14 protein-coding genes are annotated in these 18,440 nt (G+C 64.5%); 5 read left to right on the forward strand and 9 right to left on the reverse strand.

Annotated elements, in window-relative coordinates; genetic code table 11:
- The first annotated feature begins 1 nt into the window (after nucleotide 1).
- The 4 genes from BME24068_RS19965 to BME24068_RS19980 all read left to right on the forward strand — a co-directional run bounded on the left by BME24068_RS19965 (nucleotide 2) and on the right by BME24068_RS19980 (nucleotide 4,422).
- Nucleotides 2–1,531, forward strand: coding sequence for a CoA-acylating methylmalonate-semialdehyde dehydrogenase (locus BME24068_RS19965; protein WP_174927117.1), 1,530 nt, complete (start codon nucleotides 2–4; stop codon nucleotides 1,529–1,531).
- A gap of 64 nt (nucleotides 1,532–1,595) precedes the next feature.
- Complete coding sequence (mmsB, locus tag BME24068_RS19970; RefSeq protein WP_096501630.1) at nucleotides 1,596–2,498, forward strand: 3-hydroxyisobutyrate dehydrogenase; 903 nt, start codon at nucleotides 1,596–1,598, stop codon at nucleotides 2,496–2,498.
- On the forward strand, nucleotides 2,495–3,286 hold the full coding sequence (locus BME24068_RS19975) for an enoyl-CoA hydratase (protein ID WP_174927118.1): 792 nt from the start codon (nucleotides 2,495–2,497) through the stop codon (nucleotides 3,284–3,286). Before mmsB ends, BME24068_RS19975 begins: the two co-directional genes overlap by 4 nt.
- Nucleotides 3,283–4,422 (forward strand): enoyl-CoA hydratase/isomerase family protein, encoded by a 1,140-nt coding sequence (locus BME24068_RS19980; RefSeq protein WP_174927119.1) that lies wholly within the window; start codon nucleotides 3,283–3,285, stop codon nucleotides 4,420–4,422. The genes BME24068_RS19975 and BME24068_RS19980 overlap by 4 nt, the downstream gene beginning before the upstream one ends.
- A 61-nt stretch (nucleotides 4,423–4,483) precedes the next feature.
- Here BME24068_RS19980 and BME24068_RS19985 read toward each other — a convergent pair whose 3' ends face one another.
- Entirely contained in the window at nucleotides 4,484–5,389 is a 906-nt protein-coding gene (locus tag BME24068_RS19985) for a LysR family transcriptional regulator (RefSeq protein ID WP_174927120.1), read from the reverse strand.
- 176 nt (nucleotides 5,390–5,565) lie between these two features.
- On the opposite strand from BME24068_RS19985, the gene BME24068_RS19990 reads away from it, so the two are divergent.
- Nucleotides 5,566–7,104, forward strand: a complete 1,539-nt coding sequence (locus BME24068_RS19990) for an MFS transporter (protein WP_174927121.1) — start codon at nucleotides 5,566–5,568, stop codon at nucleotides 7,102–7,104.
- A gap of 176 nt (nucleotides 7,105–7,280) precedes the next feature.
- Here the strand turns inward: BME24068_RS19990 and BME24068_RS19995 are convergent, their stop codons facing one another.
- The 8 genes from BME24068_RS19995 to BME24068_RS20030 form a co-directional block, all read right to left on the reverse strand.
- Nucleotides 7,281–8,624, reverse strand: a complete 1,344-nt coding sequence (locus BME24068_RS19995; RefSeq protein ID WP_174927122.1) for a type VI immunity family protein — start codon at nucleotides 8,622–8,624, stop codon at nucleotides 7,281–7,283.
- 45 nt (nucleotides 8,625–8,669) lie between these two features.
- Nucleotides 8,670–9,947 (reverse strand): VRR-NUC domain-containing protein, encoded by a 1,278-nt coding sequence (locus BME24068_RS20000; RefSeq protein WP_174927123.1) that lies wholly within the window; start codon nucleotides 9,945–9,947, stop codon nucleotides 8,670–8,672.
- 191 nt (nucleotides 9,948–10,138) lie between these two features.
- Entirely contained in the window at nucleotides 10,139–11,482 is a 1,344-nt protein-coding gene (locus BME24068_RS20005) for a type VI immunity family protein (RefSeq protein WP_174927124.1), read from the reverse strand.
- Between the two features lie 44 nt (nucleotides 11,483–11,526).
- The gene (locus BME24068_RS20010; RefSeq protein ID WP_174927125.1) at nucleotides 11,527–12,786 is read right to left on the reverse strand and encodes a VRR-NUC domain-containing protein; all 1,260 of its coding nucleotides are present in this window, start codon (nucleotides 12,784–12,786) and stop codon (nucleotides 11,527–11,529) included.
- A 3-nt stretch (nucleotides 12,787–12,789) separates the two neighbouring features.
- Nucleotides 12,790–15,600: a type VI secretion system Vgr family protein gene (locus BME24068_RS20015; RefSeq protein WP_174927126.1), complete on the reverse strand. Its 2,811-nt coding sequence runs from the start codon at nucleotides 15,598–15,600 to the stop codon at nucleotides 12,790–12,792.
- A gap of 617 nt (nucleotides 15,601–16,217) precedes the next feature.
- Nucleotides 16,218–16,799, reverse strand: coding sequence for an HD domain-containing protein (locus BME24068_RS20020; protein WP_174927127.1), 582 nt, complete (start codon nucleotides 16,797–16,799; stop codon nucleotides 16,218–16,220).
- Nucleotides 16,800–16,908: 109 nt separating this feature from the next.
- The gene (locus tag BME24068_RS20025; protein ID WP_174927128.1) at nucleotides 16,909–17,466 is read right to left on the reverse strand and encodes a helix-turn-helix domain-containing protein; all 558 of its coding nucleotides are present in this window, start codon (nucleotides 17,464–17,466) and stop codon (nucleotides 16,909–16,911) included.
- 62 nt (nucleotides 17,467–17,528) lie between these two features.
- Entirely contained in the window at nucleotides 17,529–18,176 is a 648-nt protein-coding gene (locus tag BME24068_RS20030) for a hypothetical protein (protein WP_174927129.1), read from the reverse strand.
- Nucleotides 18,177–18,440 lie beyond the last annotated feature (264 nt).

Genomic DNA, 18,440 nt, shown 5'->3' on the forward strand with positions numbered 1-18,440 from the left:
GATGAACGCGAATCCGACGCCCCGCACGGGGCAAGACGTGCCGACGGTCAAGCTGCTGATCGACGGCGCTTTCGTCGAGTCCACCACGAGCGAGTGGCGCGACATCGTCAATCCGGCGACGCAGGCCGTGCTCGCGCGCGTGCCGTTCGCGACGGTGGCGGAAGTCGACGCGGCCGTGCAGGCCGCGCACGCCGCGTATGCGACGTGGAAGAACACGCCGATCGCCGCGCGCATGCGCATCATGCTGAAGTTCCAGGATCTCGTGCGCGCGAACCAGCAGCGCATCGCGAAGACGCTGACGGCCGAGCAGGGCAAGACGCTGCCCGACGCCGAAGGCGACATCTTTCGCGGTCTCGAAGTGGTCGAGCATGCATGCTCGGTTGGCACGCTGCAGCTCGGCGAATTCGCGGAGAACGTCGCGGGCGGCGTCGACACCTACACGCTGCGCCAGCCGCTCGGCGTGTGCGCGGGCATCACGCCGTTCAACTTTCCCGCAATGATTCCGCTGTGGATGTTCCCGATGGCGATCGTGTGCGGCAACACGTTCGTGCTGAAGCCGTCCGAGCAGGACCCGCTGTCGACGATGCAGCTCGTCGAGCTCGCCGTCGAAGCCGGCGTGCCGAAGGGCGTGCTGAACGTCGTGCACGGCGGCAAGGAAGTCGTCGATGCGATCTGCACGCATCCGCTCGTGAAGGCGATCTCGTTCGTCGGTTCGACCAACGTCGGCACGCACGTGTACAACCTCGGCAGCCAGCACGGCAAGCGCGTGCAGTCGATGATGGGCGCGAAGAACCACGCCGTCGTACTGCCCGACGCCAACCGCGAGCAGGCGATCAACGCGCTGGTCGGCGCCGGTTTCGGCGCGGCCGGCCAGCGCTGCATGGCGACCTCGGTCGCGGTGCTGGTGGGTAACGCGCGCGACTGGCTGCCGGACATCGTCGCGAAGGCGAAGGCGCTGAAGGTCAACGCGGGCTCGGAAGCGGGCACCGATGTCGGGCCGCTCGTGTCGCGCGGCGCGAAGGCGCGGGTTCTCTCGCTGATCGACGCGGGCATCAAGGAAGGCGCGACGCTCGAACTCGACGGCCGCGGCGTGAAGGTCGCCGGCTTCGAGGAAGGCAACTTCGTCGGCCCGACGATCTTCTCGGGCGTGAAAACCGACATGTCGATCTACACGCATGAAATTTTCGGGCCGGTGCTGGTCGTGATGGAAGTCGACACGCTCGACGAAGCGATCGCGCTCGTCAACGCGAACCCGATGGGCAACGGCGTGGGCATCTTCACGCAGAGCGGCGCGGCCGCGCGCAAGTTCCAGAGCGAGATCGACGTCGGCCAGGTCGGCATCAACATCCCGATTCCGGTGCCGGTGCCGTACTTCAGCTTCACCGGTTCGCGCGGCTCGAAGCTCGGCGATCTCGGGCCGTACGGCAAGCAGGTCGTGCAGTTCTACACGCAGACGAAGACGGTCACCGCACGCTGGTTCGACGACGACACGACGGCTGCTCCGGTGAATACGACGATCCGGCTGCATTGACGACGACGTTCGCGATCGGCGCGCCGCGCCGATCGCGAGCGAAGCATGGGATGGGAGACACGCAATGAAAATCGGTTTTATCGGTCTGGGCCACATGGGCGCGCCGATGGCGCTGAACCTGTTGAAGGCCGGTCATGACGTGCACGCGTTCGACCTGAGCGCCGACGCGTTGCGCGCGCTGCAGGACGCCGGCGCGCAGGTTGCCGCGTCGCCGCGCGACGCCGCGTCGGGCGCGGCGTTCGTGATCACGATGCTGCCGGCCGCACCGCACGTGCGCTCGGTGCTCGCCGGCGAGAACGGCGTGCTGGCCGGCCTCGGCGCCGGCGCGACCGTGATCGATTCGAGCACGATCGATCCGGCGAGCGCGCAGGCGTTCGGCGCGCTCGTGCGCGAGCACGGCGGCGCGTTCGTCGATGCACCCGTGTCGGGCGGCACCGGCGGGGCGGCGGCCGGCACGCTGACCTTCATGGTCGGCGGCAGCGACGTCGACTTCGAGCGCGTGAAGCCGGTGCTCGCCGGGATGGGCAAGAACATCGTCCATTGCGGCGCGACGGGGATGGGGCAGGTCGCGAAGGTCTGCAACAACCTCGTGCTCGGCATCTCGATGGCGGCCGTGTCGGAGGCGATGTCGCTCGGCGTCGCGCTCGGCATCGACCCGAAGGTGCTGGCCGGCATCGTCAACACGTCGACGGGCCGCTGCTGGAGCTCGGACACCTACAACCCGTATCCGGGCGTGATCGCCACGGCGCCGTCGTCGCGCGGCTACAGCGGCGGCTTCGGCACCGACCTGATGCTGAAGGATCTCGGCCTCGCGAACGATGCCGCGAAGCAGGCCCGCCAGCCTGTGTATCTCGGCGCGCTCGCGCAGCAGCTGTACCAGACGATGAGCAGCCGCGGCGACGGACAACTCGATTTCTCGGCGGTGATCCGCCTGTATCAACCGCCCACGAAGAAGGACGCCTCATGATCGAACTGGACTACGTCGACGACGGCGCGATCGCGTGCGCGACGCTCAAGCGTCCGCCCGCGAACGCCTTTACCGCCGACGGTCTGCGGCAGCTGCAGCAAACCGTCGCCGAACTGAACGCGAACCCGCGCGTGCGCGCGCTGGTGATCACCGGCGACGGCCCGAAGTTCTTCAGCGCCGGCGCCGACCTGAACACGTTCGCCGACGGCGACCGTGGCGTCGCGCGTGCGATGGCCGCGCGCTTCGGCGCGGCGTTCGAGGCGCTGCATGACGCGCGCGTCGTGACGATCGCGGCGATCAACGGCTATGCGATGGGCGGCGGTCTCGAATGCGCGCTCGCGTGCGACCTGCGCATCGCCGAGACGCATGCGCAGATGGCGCTGCCCGAGCCGTCGGTCGGCCTGCTGCCGTGCGGGCTCGGCACGCAGACGCTGCCCTGGCTCGTCGGCGAAGGCTGGGCGAAGAAGATCATCCTGGCCGGCACGCGCGTCGATGCGGCCACCGCACTGCGGATCGGCCTCGTCGAGGACGTAGTCGAGAGCGGCGCGGCACACGATGCGGCGCTGGCGCTTGCGCGCAACGTTGCGCGGCAGAGCCCGCACGCGGTGGCATACAGCAAGGAGCTGATCGGCCTCGCGCGCCGCGGCGTGCCGCGCAGCGCGGCGCTTGCCGTCGAGCGCGAACGCTTCGTCGACCTGTTCGATACGAACGATCCGCGCGAAGGCGTGGCCGCGTTTCTCGGCAAGCGCGCGCCGCAATGGCATCCCGACGGAGAGGCGCAACGATGAGCGCGTCAGCCACGACTCATGACAGCGTCGCGCAACCGGCACCGGAGGTGCTGTTTCGCGTGGTGAACCGCGTGGCGCTGATCACGCTGAACCGGCCGGCCGCGCTCAACGCGTTGTCGTATCCGATGATCGGCGAGCTGGCCGCGCTGCTCGAACGCTGCCGCACCGACGACCAGATCGTCGCGGTGGTGCTGCGCGGCGCGGGCGAGAAGGGTTTCTGCGCGGGCGGCGACGTGCGTGCGCTGTACAGGATGGTCACGCAGCGCGAGACCTGGCTGCCGTTCTTCGTCGACGAATACCGGCTCGACTACGCGATCCATGCGTTCCCGAAGCCGGTCGTCGCGCTGATGGACGGCGTGACGATGGGCGGCGGGATGGGGCTCGCGCAGGGCGCGGCGCTGCGCGTCGCGACCGAGCGCAGCAAGATCGCGATGCCCGAGACGCGCATCGGCCTCGTGCCCGACGTCGGCGCGACGCATTTCCTGTCGCGCATGCCGGCCGAACTCGAACTGTACGTGGGGCTGACGGGAGCGATGCTGTCGGGCGCCGACGCGCTGAGCGCGAAGCTCGCGGACCTGTGCGTGCCGTCGTCGTGGCTCGATACGTTCGAGACGCGCATCGAAGGCGTCAAATGGGACGGCGACGCGTTGGCGGCGCTGCGCAAGGTGTTCGAGCCGCCGTGCAACGTCGTGCCGCACGCGGCGCTCGACAGCCAGATGCCGTGGATCGTCCGTCACTTCGACAAGCGCTCGACCGTCGAGCGGATCGTCGCGACGCTGAAGCAGGATCTCGCGCGCGACGAGCTGTCGCGCGAGCACCGTCAATGGCTGCAGGCGACGCTCGATGCGCTCGCCGGCCATTCGCCGACGATGCTGTGCGTGACGCGTGAAGCGCTGCTGCGCGGCCGGCAGATGACGCTCGCCGAGTCGTTCCGGATGGAGCTCGGCATCGTTGCGCGCGCCATCGAGGAAGGCGACTTCCGCGAAGGCGTGCGTGCGCATCTCGTCGACAAGGATCGCAAGCCGCGCTGGGCGCCCGCGTCGCTCGTCGAGCTGCGCGCCGAGCGCGTGCGGCATTTCCTGACGTCGCCGTGGAAGGTGTTCACGCATCCGCTCGCCGATCTCGGCGCGGCGTGATGATCCGACGCGCCCGCGCGGCGCGTCGGTTCCAATCCGTTTTCTTTCTTCGCGTTGCCGGTCAGCGCTCGATCATCGGCGGCACCGCCTGCACGAGCGCATCGATCACGCAGCGCGTCTTGCGCGGCAGATAGCGCGTTTTCGGCCAGATCGCGTGAATGTCGCCTTCGCAGACGAAGCAGCGATCGAGCACGACGACCATCTCGCCGCGCTTCACGTAATGGTCGAGCAGCCAGCTCGGCAGCCACGCGATCCCGAACCCCGACGCGCCGGCCGCCGCGATCGCCTGCACGTCGTCGAAACTCAGTTGATGCGGCATGTCGACGCGCACCGTCGAGCCGTCCGGCGCGCGCAGGTCCCACGGCTGCGCGACGCCCGAGCGTGAATACGCGATCGTCCGGTGATGCTTCAGGTCGTCGAGCGTTCGCGGCATGCCGTAGCGCGCGAGATACGACGGCGCCGCGCCGAGGCTGCCGTATTGCGTGCCGAGCCGCCGCACCGCGAGGCTCGTGCTGTCCGCGAGCGTGCCGATGCGCACCGCGAGATCGATCCCTTCCTCGACGAGATCCACGAAACGATCCGTGATCGACACGTCGATCCGCAGATGCGGATAGGTGCGTGCGAGGTCGAGCACGATCGGCGTCACGCAGTGGTGCCCGAACGCGAGCGGCACGCTCAGCCGCAGCTTGCCGCGCGCTTCGTTGCGGCCGCAATCGAGATCGGCTTCGGCCGCTTCGAGCTCCGCCAGCGCGCGCACGCAGCGGTCGTAGTACGCCTGACCGTCGTCGGTCAGGCTCTGGCTGCGCGTCGTGCGCTGCAGCAGCCGCGCGCCCAGCCGCTTTTCGAGCCGCGCGATCGCCTTGCCGACCGCCGAACGCGTCATGTCGAGCCGTTCGGCGGCAAGCGCGAAGCTGCCGGATTCCACGACCTGGACGAAGGTCGTCACGCCGTCGAGTCTGTCGGTCATGATGGTTGGGTTGATTGCGTCCTGTGATTCCCCAGTTTCGAGAAATACAGGCGTCAATGGGGAGGGGAATTCTCACTATAGTACCGAATCCCGTGCCGTGTGCGTTGCCGGCCGCGCGCGGCGAACCCTTCTTATCTGGAGGCGCGCGGCCTGTTGCGGGCCGTCGCGCAAGACGCATGACGCTATCCGACTCCCGCAGGAATGCGGTCGCGCTCGCGGCCGTTTGTCTCACGTCGCTGATGTTCGGCCTCGAGATCTCGAGCGTGCCGGTGATCCTGCCGACGCTCGAACACGTGCTGCACGGCGACTTCAACGGCATGCAGTGGATCATGAACGCGTACACGATCGCGTGTACGACGGTGCTGATGGCGGCCGGCACGCTTGCCGACCGGTTCGGCCGCAAGCGCGTGTATGTGATCGGCACAGTGCTGTTCGGCGCGACGTCGCTGCTGTGCGGGCTCGCGCCGAACGTGCCGGTGCTCGTCGCCGGCCGGCTGCTGCAGGGTGCGAGCGGCGGCGCGATGCTGATCTGCCAGATCGCGGTGCTGTCGCACCAGTTTCGCGAAGGACGCGAGCGTGGCCGTGCATTCGGGATCTGGGGGATCGTGTTCGGGATCGGCCTCGGCTTCGGGCCGATCGTCGGCGGCGCGATCGTCGCGCTGGCGAGCTGGCCGTGGGTGTTCCTCGTTCATGCGCCGCTCGCGGCCGTCGCGCTCGTGCTGATCGGTGGCGCCGTGCAGGAGTCGCGCGATCCGCATGCGGGCATGCTCGACGTCGCCGGCATCGTTACGCTGTCGCTCGCCGTGCTCGGGCTCGCGTTTTACATCACGCAAAGCGCGGAGTTGGGGCTCACGAGCGCGGCCGGCCTTGGCGTGCTCGGCGCGACCGTGCTTGCGGCGGCCGGCTTCGTCGTCGCGGAGCGCGTGAGCGCGCGGCCGATGTTCGACTTCTCCGTGTTCCGGATCCGCGCGTTCACCGGCGCGATTTTCGGTTCGATGGGGATGAACTTCAGTTTCTGGCCGTTCATGATCTACCTGCCGATCTGGTTCCAGGTCGCGCTCGGCTACGACAGCGTGACGGCTGGCCTCGCGCTGCTCGCGTATACGCTGCCGACGCTCGTCGCGCCGCCGTTCGGCGAACGGCTCGCGCTGCGCTACGGGCCGGGCGTCGTGATTCCGGGCGGCTTGTTCACGATCGCGGCCGGCTTCGCGCTGATGCGGATCGGCAGCGGCGTCGATCACGCGAGCTGGTTCACGATGCTGCCGGGCTGCGTGGTCGCCGGCATCGGGCTCGGGCTCACCAACACGCCGGTCACGAACACGACGACGGGCGCGGTGCCGAGCACGCGGGCCGGGATGGCGTCCGGCATCGACATGAGCGCGCGGATGATTTCGCTCGCGCTGAACATCGCGGCGATGGGCTTCGTGCTGGTCGCGGGGATCGTCGCGAGCCTGAAGGCCGGCGTCGCGGGGGCGGTCGATGCGGCGGCGCTGCGCACGCTTGCGCAGGAGATCGCATCGGGGCACACCGACGGGCTGCAGGCGATCGCGCCGGCGCTTGCAAAGGCCGATCCGGGCGGCGTGGCGCTGCACGCGGCGCTCGTGCACGGGTTTGGTTGGGTGATGGTGTACGGCGCGGCCGGCGTGGCGTTGCTTGCGACCGCGAGTGCGGTGGCGTTTGCGCCGGCGCGGCGTGGGGCGACGGTGTGTGAGTGATGGGGCTGTGTCGGGTGCGCGGGGACGCTCGCGATCAGGAGCGCCGCGTGCCGCCGTCAGGTGGCTCCGTGCGTGACGATGACGATCGCACGACCGGGCGCGATCATATCGTGTAGATGTCCCGGCCCGTTCGGCTCTGGGCGCCGGGTTTCTTCTATGCCGTTGATGTGCTCGAACTACGACTTCCCGCTATCGTTCGAGCCGCGCACCCATGACCAATGCGTCGTGCCCCACGAGCTGCCTTTGATCACCGGCATGACGTCGCCGAGGTCGAAGTACTGCTCGCTGCCAGCCTTGGCCGGCGTGTGCCAATAGCCGGCTTCGGGGCAGGGCTCGCCGCCGCGAACGCTGCGGCGTCGCGGCCCGCGGGGTTCCGGCACGATCGTGGGCGGCTCGGGGATTGGCGGCGCATCCCATGGATCGAAGCGCGCTTGCCATGCGCGCGCATTAAGGGCATTGGCGTTAGGCAAGTTGGGGTCGTGGAGATGCAGGCCATCCGGCTTCGGGTTGCGCAACACGCGCAGCACCTTGTTGACGAACACGTATGGCTCGGGCAGACCCTCTTCGGGAGCGCCGAGGCGCGGGAACGGACCGGCGCGCACGAGCACGCAGTCATTGATACGCTCGACGAGGATGTCGTCGCGATCGAGGGCAGTACGGAGTGCGGCATCGCCGCCGAGACGTTCGACGAACAGGTCGCCGAGAATCGTGTACCAATTCACCCCTTTAATGAATCCCCAACGCCCGACAGTTGCACCCGGATGTAGATAACCGAATACGGCCGTTAGCGCATAAGGCTCGCCGTAGTGGGAAGTGGGATCGTATTCGTCAATGCCCAAGTGAGCGCAGGCGTCAATCTCGATACCGCTGAAGCGTTTTGCAATAGCCCATTCCTGAGCTTGCCAGTTGTGATAGTTGTACGCAGTGACCGCGGACAATCCTCCATAGCCGCCCCGCACATCGAGTTGTTCGCAGACGTAGCGCAAAAATTGCTCATACTGGGCTTGGCCTTCCGGGCGGGTAATCAACTCCATCGGCACGCTGAACTTCAGAAAAGAGAGTTCCATTTCCTCCCCTTTCGACACCTTGTAGCCGGTCGGGGATTCGTAATCGATAGGGCTGGCCCGCCCTGTAAGCGTCTGAATTTGATAGTCGGGTGCGACGGTGGGTATCGGCGCGCTTGAGCGCATAACGCTGACCTGCTCGTATTCGGGGGAGTCCGCGATCGCTTTGCGGATTTTCTCTACGCCTTTCGCTGCTTTCTTGCTGAATTTGGCGAGGTCTTCATCCTTTCCCGAAACGAGGTGCGCTCCGAACAGTTCGTCGAAGCGATCGAAGCAGGCGAGCAGGCCACGTCGCCCTTCGGGTTTCGAGCCGCCGGCAAAGTACACGGTCCCGATGCCCCCCGGTTTGACAGCAAAACTGTTGTCAGCCAGACGAACGCTCAGATCTTCGAAGTAGCGCGCGTAGGCCGCGAACGGTGTCAGCACAACAGGTCCCTTTGTTTCGAGGTCGCTCATTAGTAGATGATTCCCTTCTACGTTGACAGTGTCAGGCGGTAACGATCACGCAGCGGCAGCGGCAGCGGCAGCGGCAGCGGTCGCGCCGAGCGCTATTGCCAGTGCGGCTACGGTTTCGGTGGCAGCTGTTGCAACAATTGCCGCGATTGCGAGTAAGACAGCAATCAGGGTTTCGGCAAGCACAATGACGATGACGGTACCGGCGACAACAGCGGCGACGAACACGAGCCCCTTGATAATCGACGTGCCGATCTGCGACCAGTTGATTTGCTTCATCAATTCCCATGTCATGTCAGTGGTGCGCACGATCGCATCCCAGCCCGCTTTCAGTTGTGCCGTCGTATAACGGAAAATCTCGCGACCAGACTCATCCACCCATTGCCATGTGGCGGTCGCCTTATCGGCGACCCATTTGCCAGTAGTCAGCGCCCACGACGCATGTTGCTGGAGCCACGCTTCCATCTCGGTCGACAGATAGTGTGCCCCTGTATTGACTGCATCCCATACGGCCGCAACCGTTGCTTCGCCGGCTTCTTCAGCCGTGCGAATCCAGGCTTCGTACCAAGCCGGTTCGGGAATGGGCTCGATCGTACGAATCGGTGCGCGTAGCTGCCGTTCGCGCCGCTTGTAGCGCAATTCCGCCTGGCGTTCGTCTGGCGAAATAGCGAGCGTTTGTTGACGGGCTTTTTCCAAGTCGCCGTTACAGTCGCTGACATCGATCACGGTCATGCGGTATTTGTACTCGCCAGGTGCGCCAGAGATTTTTTGGTAAGCCCTCTCTTGTCCCGAACCCCAGGCATCTCCGGGAAACTTGACTTCGACCAGACGCAGCGAATTATCGACATGCGCGTTGCCGTAATGGTCAATGCGGCTTCGACCAGACCAGCGATCGGCAGAATTTCGCACGACGATGACGTCGGGACGCCGAAGAAGCCCAGGCCTGAATCCCTTGGGAAATGGATTCAGACTATGGCGGCGACCGGGACCATCCTCAGTTGCAGTGCTAAGAAAGGGAATCGGCGCTTCGGTGCCTCGCGAGGTAAAGTCGGGCCACATGTCGAAACTGACCTCCGATTTGTACTGCCATCGGAAATCATGCAACGTCTCGTCAATCCGGATCGCCGCCGTCATCACGATTTGCTTGAGCATCGAAATCGTATGCGAGCCATCCGGCAACTTGATGTTGACGATGTCCGGTGCTTTGAGCGCGTATTCGATTTTCTCTTGCAGATAGCCTTTCGTGCCCGGCGGCAATTCGGCATACGTCTTTCTGTCTTCGTTGACCGTCGTGCAAGTCGCGACTGTTTCCATCGTACTGGCCATGCGTCAATCCTCCAGATAGTCGCGTTGAATCTGCAGCCTGTCCGAGCCTGCGAACTGCCACGACTCGACCGGTGCTGGCCCGGACTTCACGGTCTGTAGCGGTACGTCGTTCACGGCGTCGTGAAGATAGGAGCGACTTCGCCGTTGGGGAATCGACACTCGGTTTCTTCCATGGCGTCGTCACGCCGGAATTAGGACTGCCTGTCATCGTCCGAACCGCGCGCCCATGACCAATGCGTCGTTCCCCACTGGCTTCCTTTGACCACCGGCATTACATCGCCCACGTTGAAATACTGTTCGCTGCCGGCCTTGGCCGGCGTGCGCCAATAGCCGGCTTCGGGGCAGGGCTCGCCGCCGGGGATGCTCGAGCGGCGCTTTCCGCGTGGCTCTGGCACGATGGTCGGCGGTTCGGGAATCGGTGGCGCATCCCATAAGTCGAAGCGTGCTTGCCACGCACGCGCATTCCTGGCGTCGGCGTTCGGCAGGTCAGGTTCGTAGAGATGCAGGCCGTCCGGCTTCGGGTTACGCAACACACGCAGCACCTTGTTGACGAACACGTAAGGCTCGGGCAAACCTTCCTCGGGGGCGCCGAGGCGCGGGAACGGGCCGGCGCGCACGAGCACGCAGTGATTGATCCGCTCGACGAGGATGTCGCCGCGATCGAGCGCGGCACGGAGTGCGGCGTCGCCGCCGAGACGTTCGACGAACAGGTCGCCGAGCAGGGTGTACCAGTTCACGCTCTTGATAAAACCCCACGAGCCGACCTTTGAGCCGGGACGCAGATAGGGATAGATCGCCGTCATGCGCACCTGAGTGCCATCATACGAACTGGTATTCCACTCGTGTTTCGACAAGTGCGCACATGCGTCGATTTCGATGCCGCTGAACCGACTCGCGATTGCCCATTCCTGAGCTTGCCAGTTGTGGTAGTTGTAGGCGGTTACGGCGGACAAGCCGCCATAGCCACCGCGTACGTCGAGTTGTTCGCAGACGTATCGCAGAAACTGCTCGTATTGTTCTTGTCCTTCCGGACGCGTGACCAACTCCATTGGGACGCTGAACTTCAAATACGAATAGCCGGCCTCCTGCCCTTTCGGAGCAGTCCAGCCTTCGGGAGAGACATAATCTTCTGGATTTTCGATGTCGGTCAATGTCGAAATTTCGTAGTCTGGAGCCGATGTCGCGTTCGGTGCACTGGACCGCATCACGCTGACCTGAAGAAATTCTGGCGTATCGACAATTGCCCTCCGGATTTTTTCGACGCCCTTTGCATTTTTCTTGCTCAAGTGCGCGAGGTCTTCATCCTTTCCCGAAATGAGGTGTGAGCCGAACAGCTCATCGAAACGATCGAAACAGGCGAGTAGGCTGCGTCGACCATCTGGCTTCGCGCCATGCGCGAAAAATACAGTCCCGATCACTCCCGGCTTTATCGAAAAACTGTTGTCTCGCTGACGCACGCTCAAGTCTTCGAAATAACGTGCGTAAGCCGCGAACGGTGTCAACACAATCGGTTTCGTCGCTTCCGTGGTGCTCATGTTTGGTTGATTCCCTTCTGAATGAGTTGATTCGGAACGCGTCATTACGCTGCGGCGCCGGTAACACCCAGCGCAATGGCAAGTGCCGCTAATGTTTCGGCCGTGGCAGCAGCAACAATCGCGGCAAGCGCGAGGAGGATCGCTAGCAGAGCCTCGGACAGCACGATAATCACGGCGATACCGGCAACAACAGCGGCGACTGCGACCAGCCCCTTGATGATCGAGGTGCCAATCTGCGACCAATTGATTTGCTTCAGCAGATCCCACGTCATATCGGTTGTGCGCACCAGTGCGTCCCAGCCTGTCTTCAATTGTGCGGTCGTGTAGCGGTAGATTTCTTGACCCTTTTCGTCGACCCGTCGCCATGTTGCCGTCGCTGTATCAACGACCCACTTGCCAGCGATCAGCGTCCAGGGCGCATGCTGCTTTAGCCATCGCTCCATTTCGGCCGACAGGTGTTGTCCTCCTTCGTTGAGCGCATCCCAGACCGCAGCGACGGCAACGTCGCCCACTTCTTCCGCTTTTCGAATCCATGCTTCGTACCACGCGGGATCGGGAATCGGCTCGACGGAGCGAATCGGTGCACGCAGTTGCCGTTCGCGGCGGCGGCGACGAAGTTCTGCTTCACGTTCTTCCGGTGACATCGCGAGTGCGTGTTCACGTGCCTTTTCCAGTGCACCGCTGCAGTCACTAACGTCGATGACCGACATGCGCTTTTTGAATTCGCCGGGGGCGCCGGCTATTTGCTGGTACGCGGCTTCTTGCCCCCGTCCCCATGTGTCGCCGGGGAACTTCACTTCAACCAGCCGTAGCAAGTTGTCGACATGGGGATGGCCTTCGCGGTCAATCAGACCGCGTCCCGGCCAGCGGTCGCCGGGATTTTTGACGATGATCACGTCAGGACGACGTAATCGCCCGAGCTTCGCTCCAAACGGAAAGGGGCTCTGGCCGTGGCGACGTCCAGGCCCATCTTCGATCGCGCTGCTCAGGAACGGAATCGGTGCTCGTTGTCCACTGGACAGTACAGCTTCAGTCATATCGAAGCTGACTTCCGCTTTGTACTGCCAGCGGAAATCATGGATCGTCTCATCGATGCGGATCGCCCAGCTCATTACGATCTGTTTGAGTGCAGAAATCGTGTTCGAACCGTCAGGCAGCCGGATTTTGACTATATCCGGGGCTTTCAACGCATCTTCGATTTTCTCCTGCAAATAGCCTTTCGTGCCCGGTGGCAGTTCAGCGTATGTGATCGTGTCTTCCTTGACCGTCGTGCAAGTTGCGACTGTTTCCATCGTACTGGCCATGCGTCAATCCTCCAGATAGTCGCGTTGAATCTGCGGCCTGTCCGAGCCTGCGAACTGCCACGACTCGACCGGTGCTGGCCCGGACTTCACGGTCTGTAGCGGTACGTCCTGCGCGACCGCCGTAAAGACGGGCGCGGTCTCGCCGCGTTCATTCGTGAAGCTCTGAATCGTGCGACCGGCGGGTGTCTTGATGGCGTACGGGCATCGAATCAGCGGAGCGCCGTTCGTCGCATCCCTCAGTACGTATTGCGCTTGATGCGACGGCCTGAACGGCCTCAAGTCGGTCGCCGAGCTTGTCGGCCCGCTCCAGTCGTGACCGCTCCCCTTGATCGAAATTTTCCCCGGCATATGAAGGTTTGCGTTGCCGTTCGCGTCCATCTGAAACAAGCCGCTGCCACATCGCAACTCGATACCCTTGCTGGCCGTGAGACGAATGACGTCGGTCGTGGACATCAGCTCCAGCGCCTTATGCGCGGCGAGGCGAATCAGGTCGTCGTGAGATTCGAACTGCATCGGTCCATGTGCCGTCGTTGCTTTCATACCCGTGCCGGCGTGCATTTCCATCCTGTCGCGCGCCGATGTGTGTACGTTCTTGCCCGCTGTCGTCTGGACGTTCTGCGCGGCCGCATGGTCGATGTTCTCGGCCGCGAACACGCCGTAGGTCTTTGGCGTGAAATGGCCGATACCACCTTTTGCAGCGAATGCCATCATGTCGCCGTCGTTCGCACCGGGTTCCGAACGCCACTCGCGCAGCTTCTGCGCGAGCCGAGCGAGCCCGTTCGCGTCGGGCCCGTGCAAACCATGTTGATGGGCGAAGTCGCCCATCGATTCGAACAGCTCGGCGAACTGGCTCAACAGCTCGAGCAGTTCCTGCCGATCGAGCAGGTCCCCGCTCGCGGCTGCACGCGCGTAGGTCGTAAGCATCAACCCGCGCGCGGCGCGTGCCACGAGCGACGCGTCGGTGCGTGCTTCCACGCCGTAGCCGCGCGATTTTCCGGGGCCGCTGTCGCTTGGATGCGCGAGATGACCGACGTTGACCTGCGAGTGCGATTCGTCGCTCGCGAGTTGCGCGCTGATGAGGCCGTTCCAGTCGCTCATCACGAGCTGGTTGCCGCGGCCGCCGCCGATTTCGCGGCTGCGTAGGCCGAGCACGTGTGGATTGCCCGGTAGTTTCGTCACGTTCGAGAATGCGGTCGGCATATGTCGCGCATCGTTGAGCGTGCCGCTGATGTACAGGCGATCCGGGTCGCCGTAGAGACTGTCGAGAACCACATACATTCCGGCGCGCAGTGGGAACGAGAATCCGTAGCGGTCACCTGCCCACGGATTCATCACCAGCAGCGGCGCGCTGTCGGCCGGCGTGCCGGTCGTGCCGCCCGAGTTCTCGTGGTCGCCGGGGTTCAGCCCGAGCAACCGGACCCATGCGCAACCGTACGCGTTGGTGTGCACGGTGATCCCTTCCGGCGCGACGACACGCCCGAGAATCGGCGGTGTCGGTGGCAGATCGATACGCGGATCGTAGCTCGGTGCGAGCGGCACGCCGCGCCGCACGCACGTAAGCGCGATTTCGTAACGGTCGCCAGTCGTCGCCGGCAGATCATCACGAAAGGCCGGGTGACGCTCCGACGTGCCGAACCGGCGCTGGCTCGCCTGGAACAGGGCACGGGCGCGTTCGTCCAGTTCCTTCGGCATGTTGTTCCACATGCGACGATGGATGTCGACGGGTACGAACTGGCGATCTTTTTCGGGCTGCATATCGAGGTGCACGTAGCCCGTCAGGTCGAACCACTCAGCCAAACCGATGTCGCGCACGGTGCCGAAGAAATCGACCTGGTCCGCGCGGCGATCATGCGACAGCATGCGCGCGCGTGCGAGTCGATCCAGATCGACGGCCGAGTCGCCCGCATGCGGACCGTAGATGCGATAGTCGGCGAGCATGTCTGCCAGACCGTTCCCGGCGGCACCGTGATCGAGGTCGCTCGTGCGAGCCCCGGTTGCGACACGCGCAGTCTTGTAGTCGGGAGACTGGATGGTGGCGCGGCGCGCGGTGACGGCGTGCGACCAGGCAATCGACATGATCGTGTCGCCGGTGTGCATGCCTGTGTGCCCGCCGTAGCGTAGCGTTTGCGCGCGCGTGCGCCGAATGTGACTCGCACTGTCAATCATCACGATCGTATGCATTGGCGTGTCGCGGGCCTTGCCCTTACCGTCGCCCGGCCGCGCGTAGTACGTGATGCCATCCCGGCGCGCGAGTCGGTCGATGAATTTGCCGTCTGGTTCGTCGGCTTGCCTTACGAACGCCCGCGCGGGATAGTGCTCGACGTTGAGCGGCGATAGATCGAGATCAGCGGCGGCCGCGAATGCCGAATTGCGGCGGTATTGAGCGAACAGGGTGTGGAAGATATCGGGCAGCCGCTGACTTTTGAAGATGCGGGAATTGAACTTGCCGTGCAGCAACTGTATGGCATCGACGATCGTGAGTCGATAACAGGTCAGCTCGCCGTCGGACGCGCCGACATCGACGTGCGAGACGATGCCACTGATCACACGCGGCGGGCTTGCGTTGGCTGTGTGCAGTTCGAGCCCCACCGGCAGACCCTTGAACATCGACGGCGGCAGGTCGGGGCTGGTTGACACATACACGAACCGGCCCGTCACACCGGTCATCAGCCCTTCATGAGTTTCGGCGTACAGCAGGGCGAGCATGCGGTCGAACCGCTTCTGGCGATCGCACCCCCAGTTGGTACGGATCGGACGTTCACCAAAGCCGGGCATGCCTTCGGCGACGGTGCGAATTTTGTCGGACAACGACATGGCTGGCCCTCACGTTCTTGGAGTGATCGGGGCGCGCTCTGTTCGAATGGTCGATCGATGTTGTCGCCCCCTTCCCGCGGAAATATGCGGGTCGACCCTAACGACCGGTCGGGGCGGCGTCAACGTGTGTAACAAGCGAGACCGGGACGGCATGGAATTTCCGTCAGCGCTTTTTTTGTATTTTCATTCGGCCTCAGCAGGGCGATCCGGGAAATTGCGAAGACGTATCCAATGGGGCCGAAGGACGCGGGAGATAAGCCTGAGTGCGAAATGCAACGAGCAATTCTGGAAATCGGGGATTTCGCGAAATTTTGGTGATGCCTGGTGATCTCGACTGCCTACGGATTGCTCGGAATGGCGCATGCAAGATGCCATCCGGGGCAAGGGGGCGGGGTGTTATCGGCTCAATGTCCGTAGCAGGTATCGTGCGATGCTGCCGTCCGCTATTTTTTAATGGCGCTGCCCGGAACAGATTTCTCGGACTGACTATAAAGGTCAATTTTTTTCATCAACGTTTCATGTTGTGCCCAATGCCGTTGCTGGGGAATTTTTCAAAAAAGAGAATTGTTGCGGACTGTCATTTCTAAACATGGATGTTCCGCGTCATGCGCACGTACTTACGCGTCGGCGTTGCGTGCATCGATCCTGCTTCGGGTGTCCGCATCGATGATCGAGCGGATCGCCGCGAACAGCGGCGCGGCGTCGGTGTAGCGCCGGCCGTAGCCGAGATTGAACGCGTAGTCGAAGTCGGGCGGGTTGCTGCCCTGGTTGTGCTGCAGAATCGTCTCGAGCTTGTCGAGCGCCTTCGCGGCACGCGCTTCCGGCGACGCGGCGGCCTCGTATTCGTCCCACAGCGCGACGATCTCGTCGCGCGGCGCGCGATCGAGGCCGGCCGTCAGCGTCAGCAGGTCGTCGCGTTCCTGCGTGCTCTTGTCCGGATGCGCGGCCTGCTCGATCGCGGGGATGTCGCCGTGCAGCGCTTCGCCGAGGTCGTGCACGACGCACAGCTTCAGCAGTTTCAGCGTGTCGACGTTCGGCAGCGCGTCGGCGAACACGAGCGCCATCAGGCACAGCCGCCAGCTGTGCTCGGCCGTGCTTTCGGGCCGGCCGGACGATGTGTGGCCGCTGCGCAGCACGTCTTTCAGGCGTTCGGCTTCGCGCAGGAAAGCGAGCCGCGCGTGGAGGGTGTCGAGGGTCATGGCCGATGGATTGCTTGAATCGAGCCGCCAAGCGTACGCCGTGCGGACGCGATGCGTCCACGCATGAAATATGCGTGCGGCGTGCCGAGTGCCGCGGCTGGCGTGAGCGCTACAGCGTTTCGACGAGCCGCGCGGCCGAACCGTCCGACAGCATCATCCGCGTCCACCGGCAGGTGCTGCCGCGGATCGGCACGACGCGCGACGCATTGGTGCCGGTCGCGAATTCGACGCTCGGCGGCCCGGCGCGATCATGCCAGCCGAGCGGATCGAGCGTGGCCTCCATGCGGACGATCTCCGGCGACGCGTAGCGCCACAGCGACGTGCCGAGCAGCATCGACAGCGGCCGCGAGAACTCGGCCGCGCGCGACGGCGAGCACGCGAGCAGGCGATGCGTGAGATCGCAGACGAGGTGCATGCGCCCAGCGCTGCCCGCGATGAGCCGCGCGAGCGCCTGGTCACCCGCCGAATCGAGCCGCGCGGCAAGCAGCCGCTCGGCGGTCGCGCGCTCGTCGGGCGACATCTGCTGGATGCCGGCTTCCCAGCGCGAGATCGTCGATTGCGCGACGCCGAACAGTTCGGCCGCATGGCTCTGCTTCACGCGGCGCAGCGCGCGCCAGCGCTTCAGCTGCGGGCCGAGCGGCGGGGTGTGAAGCGGCGAGGGCGTCATGGCGATGCTCCGGTTTGCGTGCGTGGTGCGCGTGCGGGCATGGCGGCCGTCGACGGTGGCCGTTACATGATCCGCAGGCCGCCGTTCGCCTGGATCGCGACGAACGCGATCGGCACGAGGACGATACCGCCCAGCACGAGCACGCCGTCGGCGGCGACCGTCACCGGCGTCGCGAGGATTCGCAAGCCCATGCCGACCGCGGACGGCGATTCGGTGATGTACACGACATAGCGCTGATTGAAGGCTTGCGCCGTCTTGTCGTTGACCTTGTCCTTGGCGGCGAAGCCGTCGGTCGAGTAGCGCTTGCCGCTGATGTCGCCTTCGAGCACGAGACCGGCTTGCGCGACGGTGAAGCCGTCCGCGGTCGCGGCCTGTTGATCGTCCGCCGATGCTTCCTTCGGCAACACGATCCGGTAGTGGCCGGTCACGCTGCTGCCGCTCGCGTGGAAACCGGCGAACGCGGTGTGCAGCGCCTTCCGGTAGCCGGACATCAGCACGGGCCGCAGCGACGCCGGAAGATCGAAGATGTAGTGGTAATCCGTGCCGAGGACGACGAGCTTCTTGCCGTCTTCGGTGATCATGAACCCGGAGACCTGTTCGTGGTACTGGCTGTCCTTGTACAGCTTCGGCGTGAAACAGCCGGACAGCGGGAGGCAGGCCGCAGCCATGCCGGCGGCCAGCAGGCGCCGGCGTGCGATCGATATGCGCATTTCTTGTTGTCCCGTCTTTGCGGTTTGGAGCGGCTTTCGCCCTCGGAGCCGCGATTCTCGCGTATCCGGCGCGCGTTGTCGAACGGGAAATCTGCCGCGGCAGCGAACGGCGTGCGGCGCGAACCGCGGGTTCGGCCGCGTGCGAGAACGATCGGAGGGGCGCCCGCGCAGCACCGGGATTGTTTTCGGCAGGCTTTCAACCGGCGCCTCCATATCTTATTATTCGGCCAGAGCGGCGCGCGCCGGCCGCGATCGGTCATGTCG

The organism is Burkholderia anthina (genome assembly GCF_902498995.1).
GTDB classification, from domain to species: Bacteria; Pseudomonadota; Gammaproteobacteria; order Burkholderiales; family Burkholderiaceae; genus Burkholderia; species Burkholderia anthina.

Bases quoted from the DNA above. Each gene is read 5' to 3' on its own strand.
- BME24068_RS19965 (WP_174927117.1), top strand. From the start codon at position 2: ATGAACGCGAATCCGACGCCCCGCACGGGGCAAGACGTGCCGACGGTC.
- mmsB (WP_096501630.1), top strand. From the start codon at position 1,596: ATGAAAATCGGTTTTATCGGTCTGGGCCACATGGGCGCGCCGATGGCG.
- BME24068_RS19975 (WP_174927118.1), top strand. From the start codon at position 2,495: ATGATCGAACTGGACTACGTCGACGACGGCGCGATCGCGTGCGCGACG.
- BME24068_RS19980 (WP_174927119.1), top strand. From the start codon at position 3,283: ATGAGCGCGTCAGCCACGACTCATGACAGCGTCGCGCAACCGGCACCG.
- BME24068_RS19985 (WP_174927120.1), bottom strand. From the start codon at position 5,389: ATGACCGACAGACTCGACGGCGTGACGACCTTCGTCCAGGTCGTGGAA.
- BME24068_RS19990 (WP_174927121.1), top strand. From the start codon at position 5,566: ATGACGCTATCCGACTCCCGCAGGAATGCGGTCGCGCTCGCGGCCGTT.
- BME24068_RS19995 (WP_174927122.1), bottom strand. From the start codon at position 8,624: ATGAGCGACCTCGAAACAAAGGGACCTGTTGTGCTGACACCGTTCGCG.
- BME24068_RS20000 (WP_174927123.1), bottom strand. From the start codon at position 9,947: ATGGCCAGTACGATGGAAACAGTCGCGACTTGCACGACGGTCAACGAA.
- BME24068_RS20005 (WP_174927124.1), bottom strand. From the start codon at position 11,482: ATGAGCACCACGGAAGCGACGAAACCGATTGTGTTGACACCGTTCGCG.
- BME24068_RS20010 (WP_174927125.1), bottom strand. From the start codon at position 12,786: ATGGCCAGTACGATGGAAACAGTCGCAACTTGCACGACGGTCAAGGAA.
- BME24068_RS20015 (WP_174927126.1), bottom strand. From the start codon at position 15,600: ATGTCGTTGTCCGACAAAATTCGCACCGTCGCCGAAGGCATGCCCGGC.
- BME24068_RS20020 (WP_174927127.1), bottom strand. From the start codon at position 16,799: ATGACCCTCGACACCCTCCACGCGCGGCTCGCTTTCCTGCGCGAAGCC.
- BME24068_RS20025 (WP_174927128.1), bottom strand. From the start codon at position 17,466: ATGACGCCCTCGCCGCTTCACACCCCGCCGCTCGGCCCGCAGCTGAAG.
- BME24068_RS20030 (WP_174927129.1), bottom strand. From the start codon at position 18,176: ATGCGCATATCGATCGCACGCCGGCGCCTGCTGGCCGCCGGCATGGCT.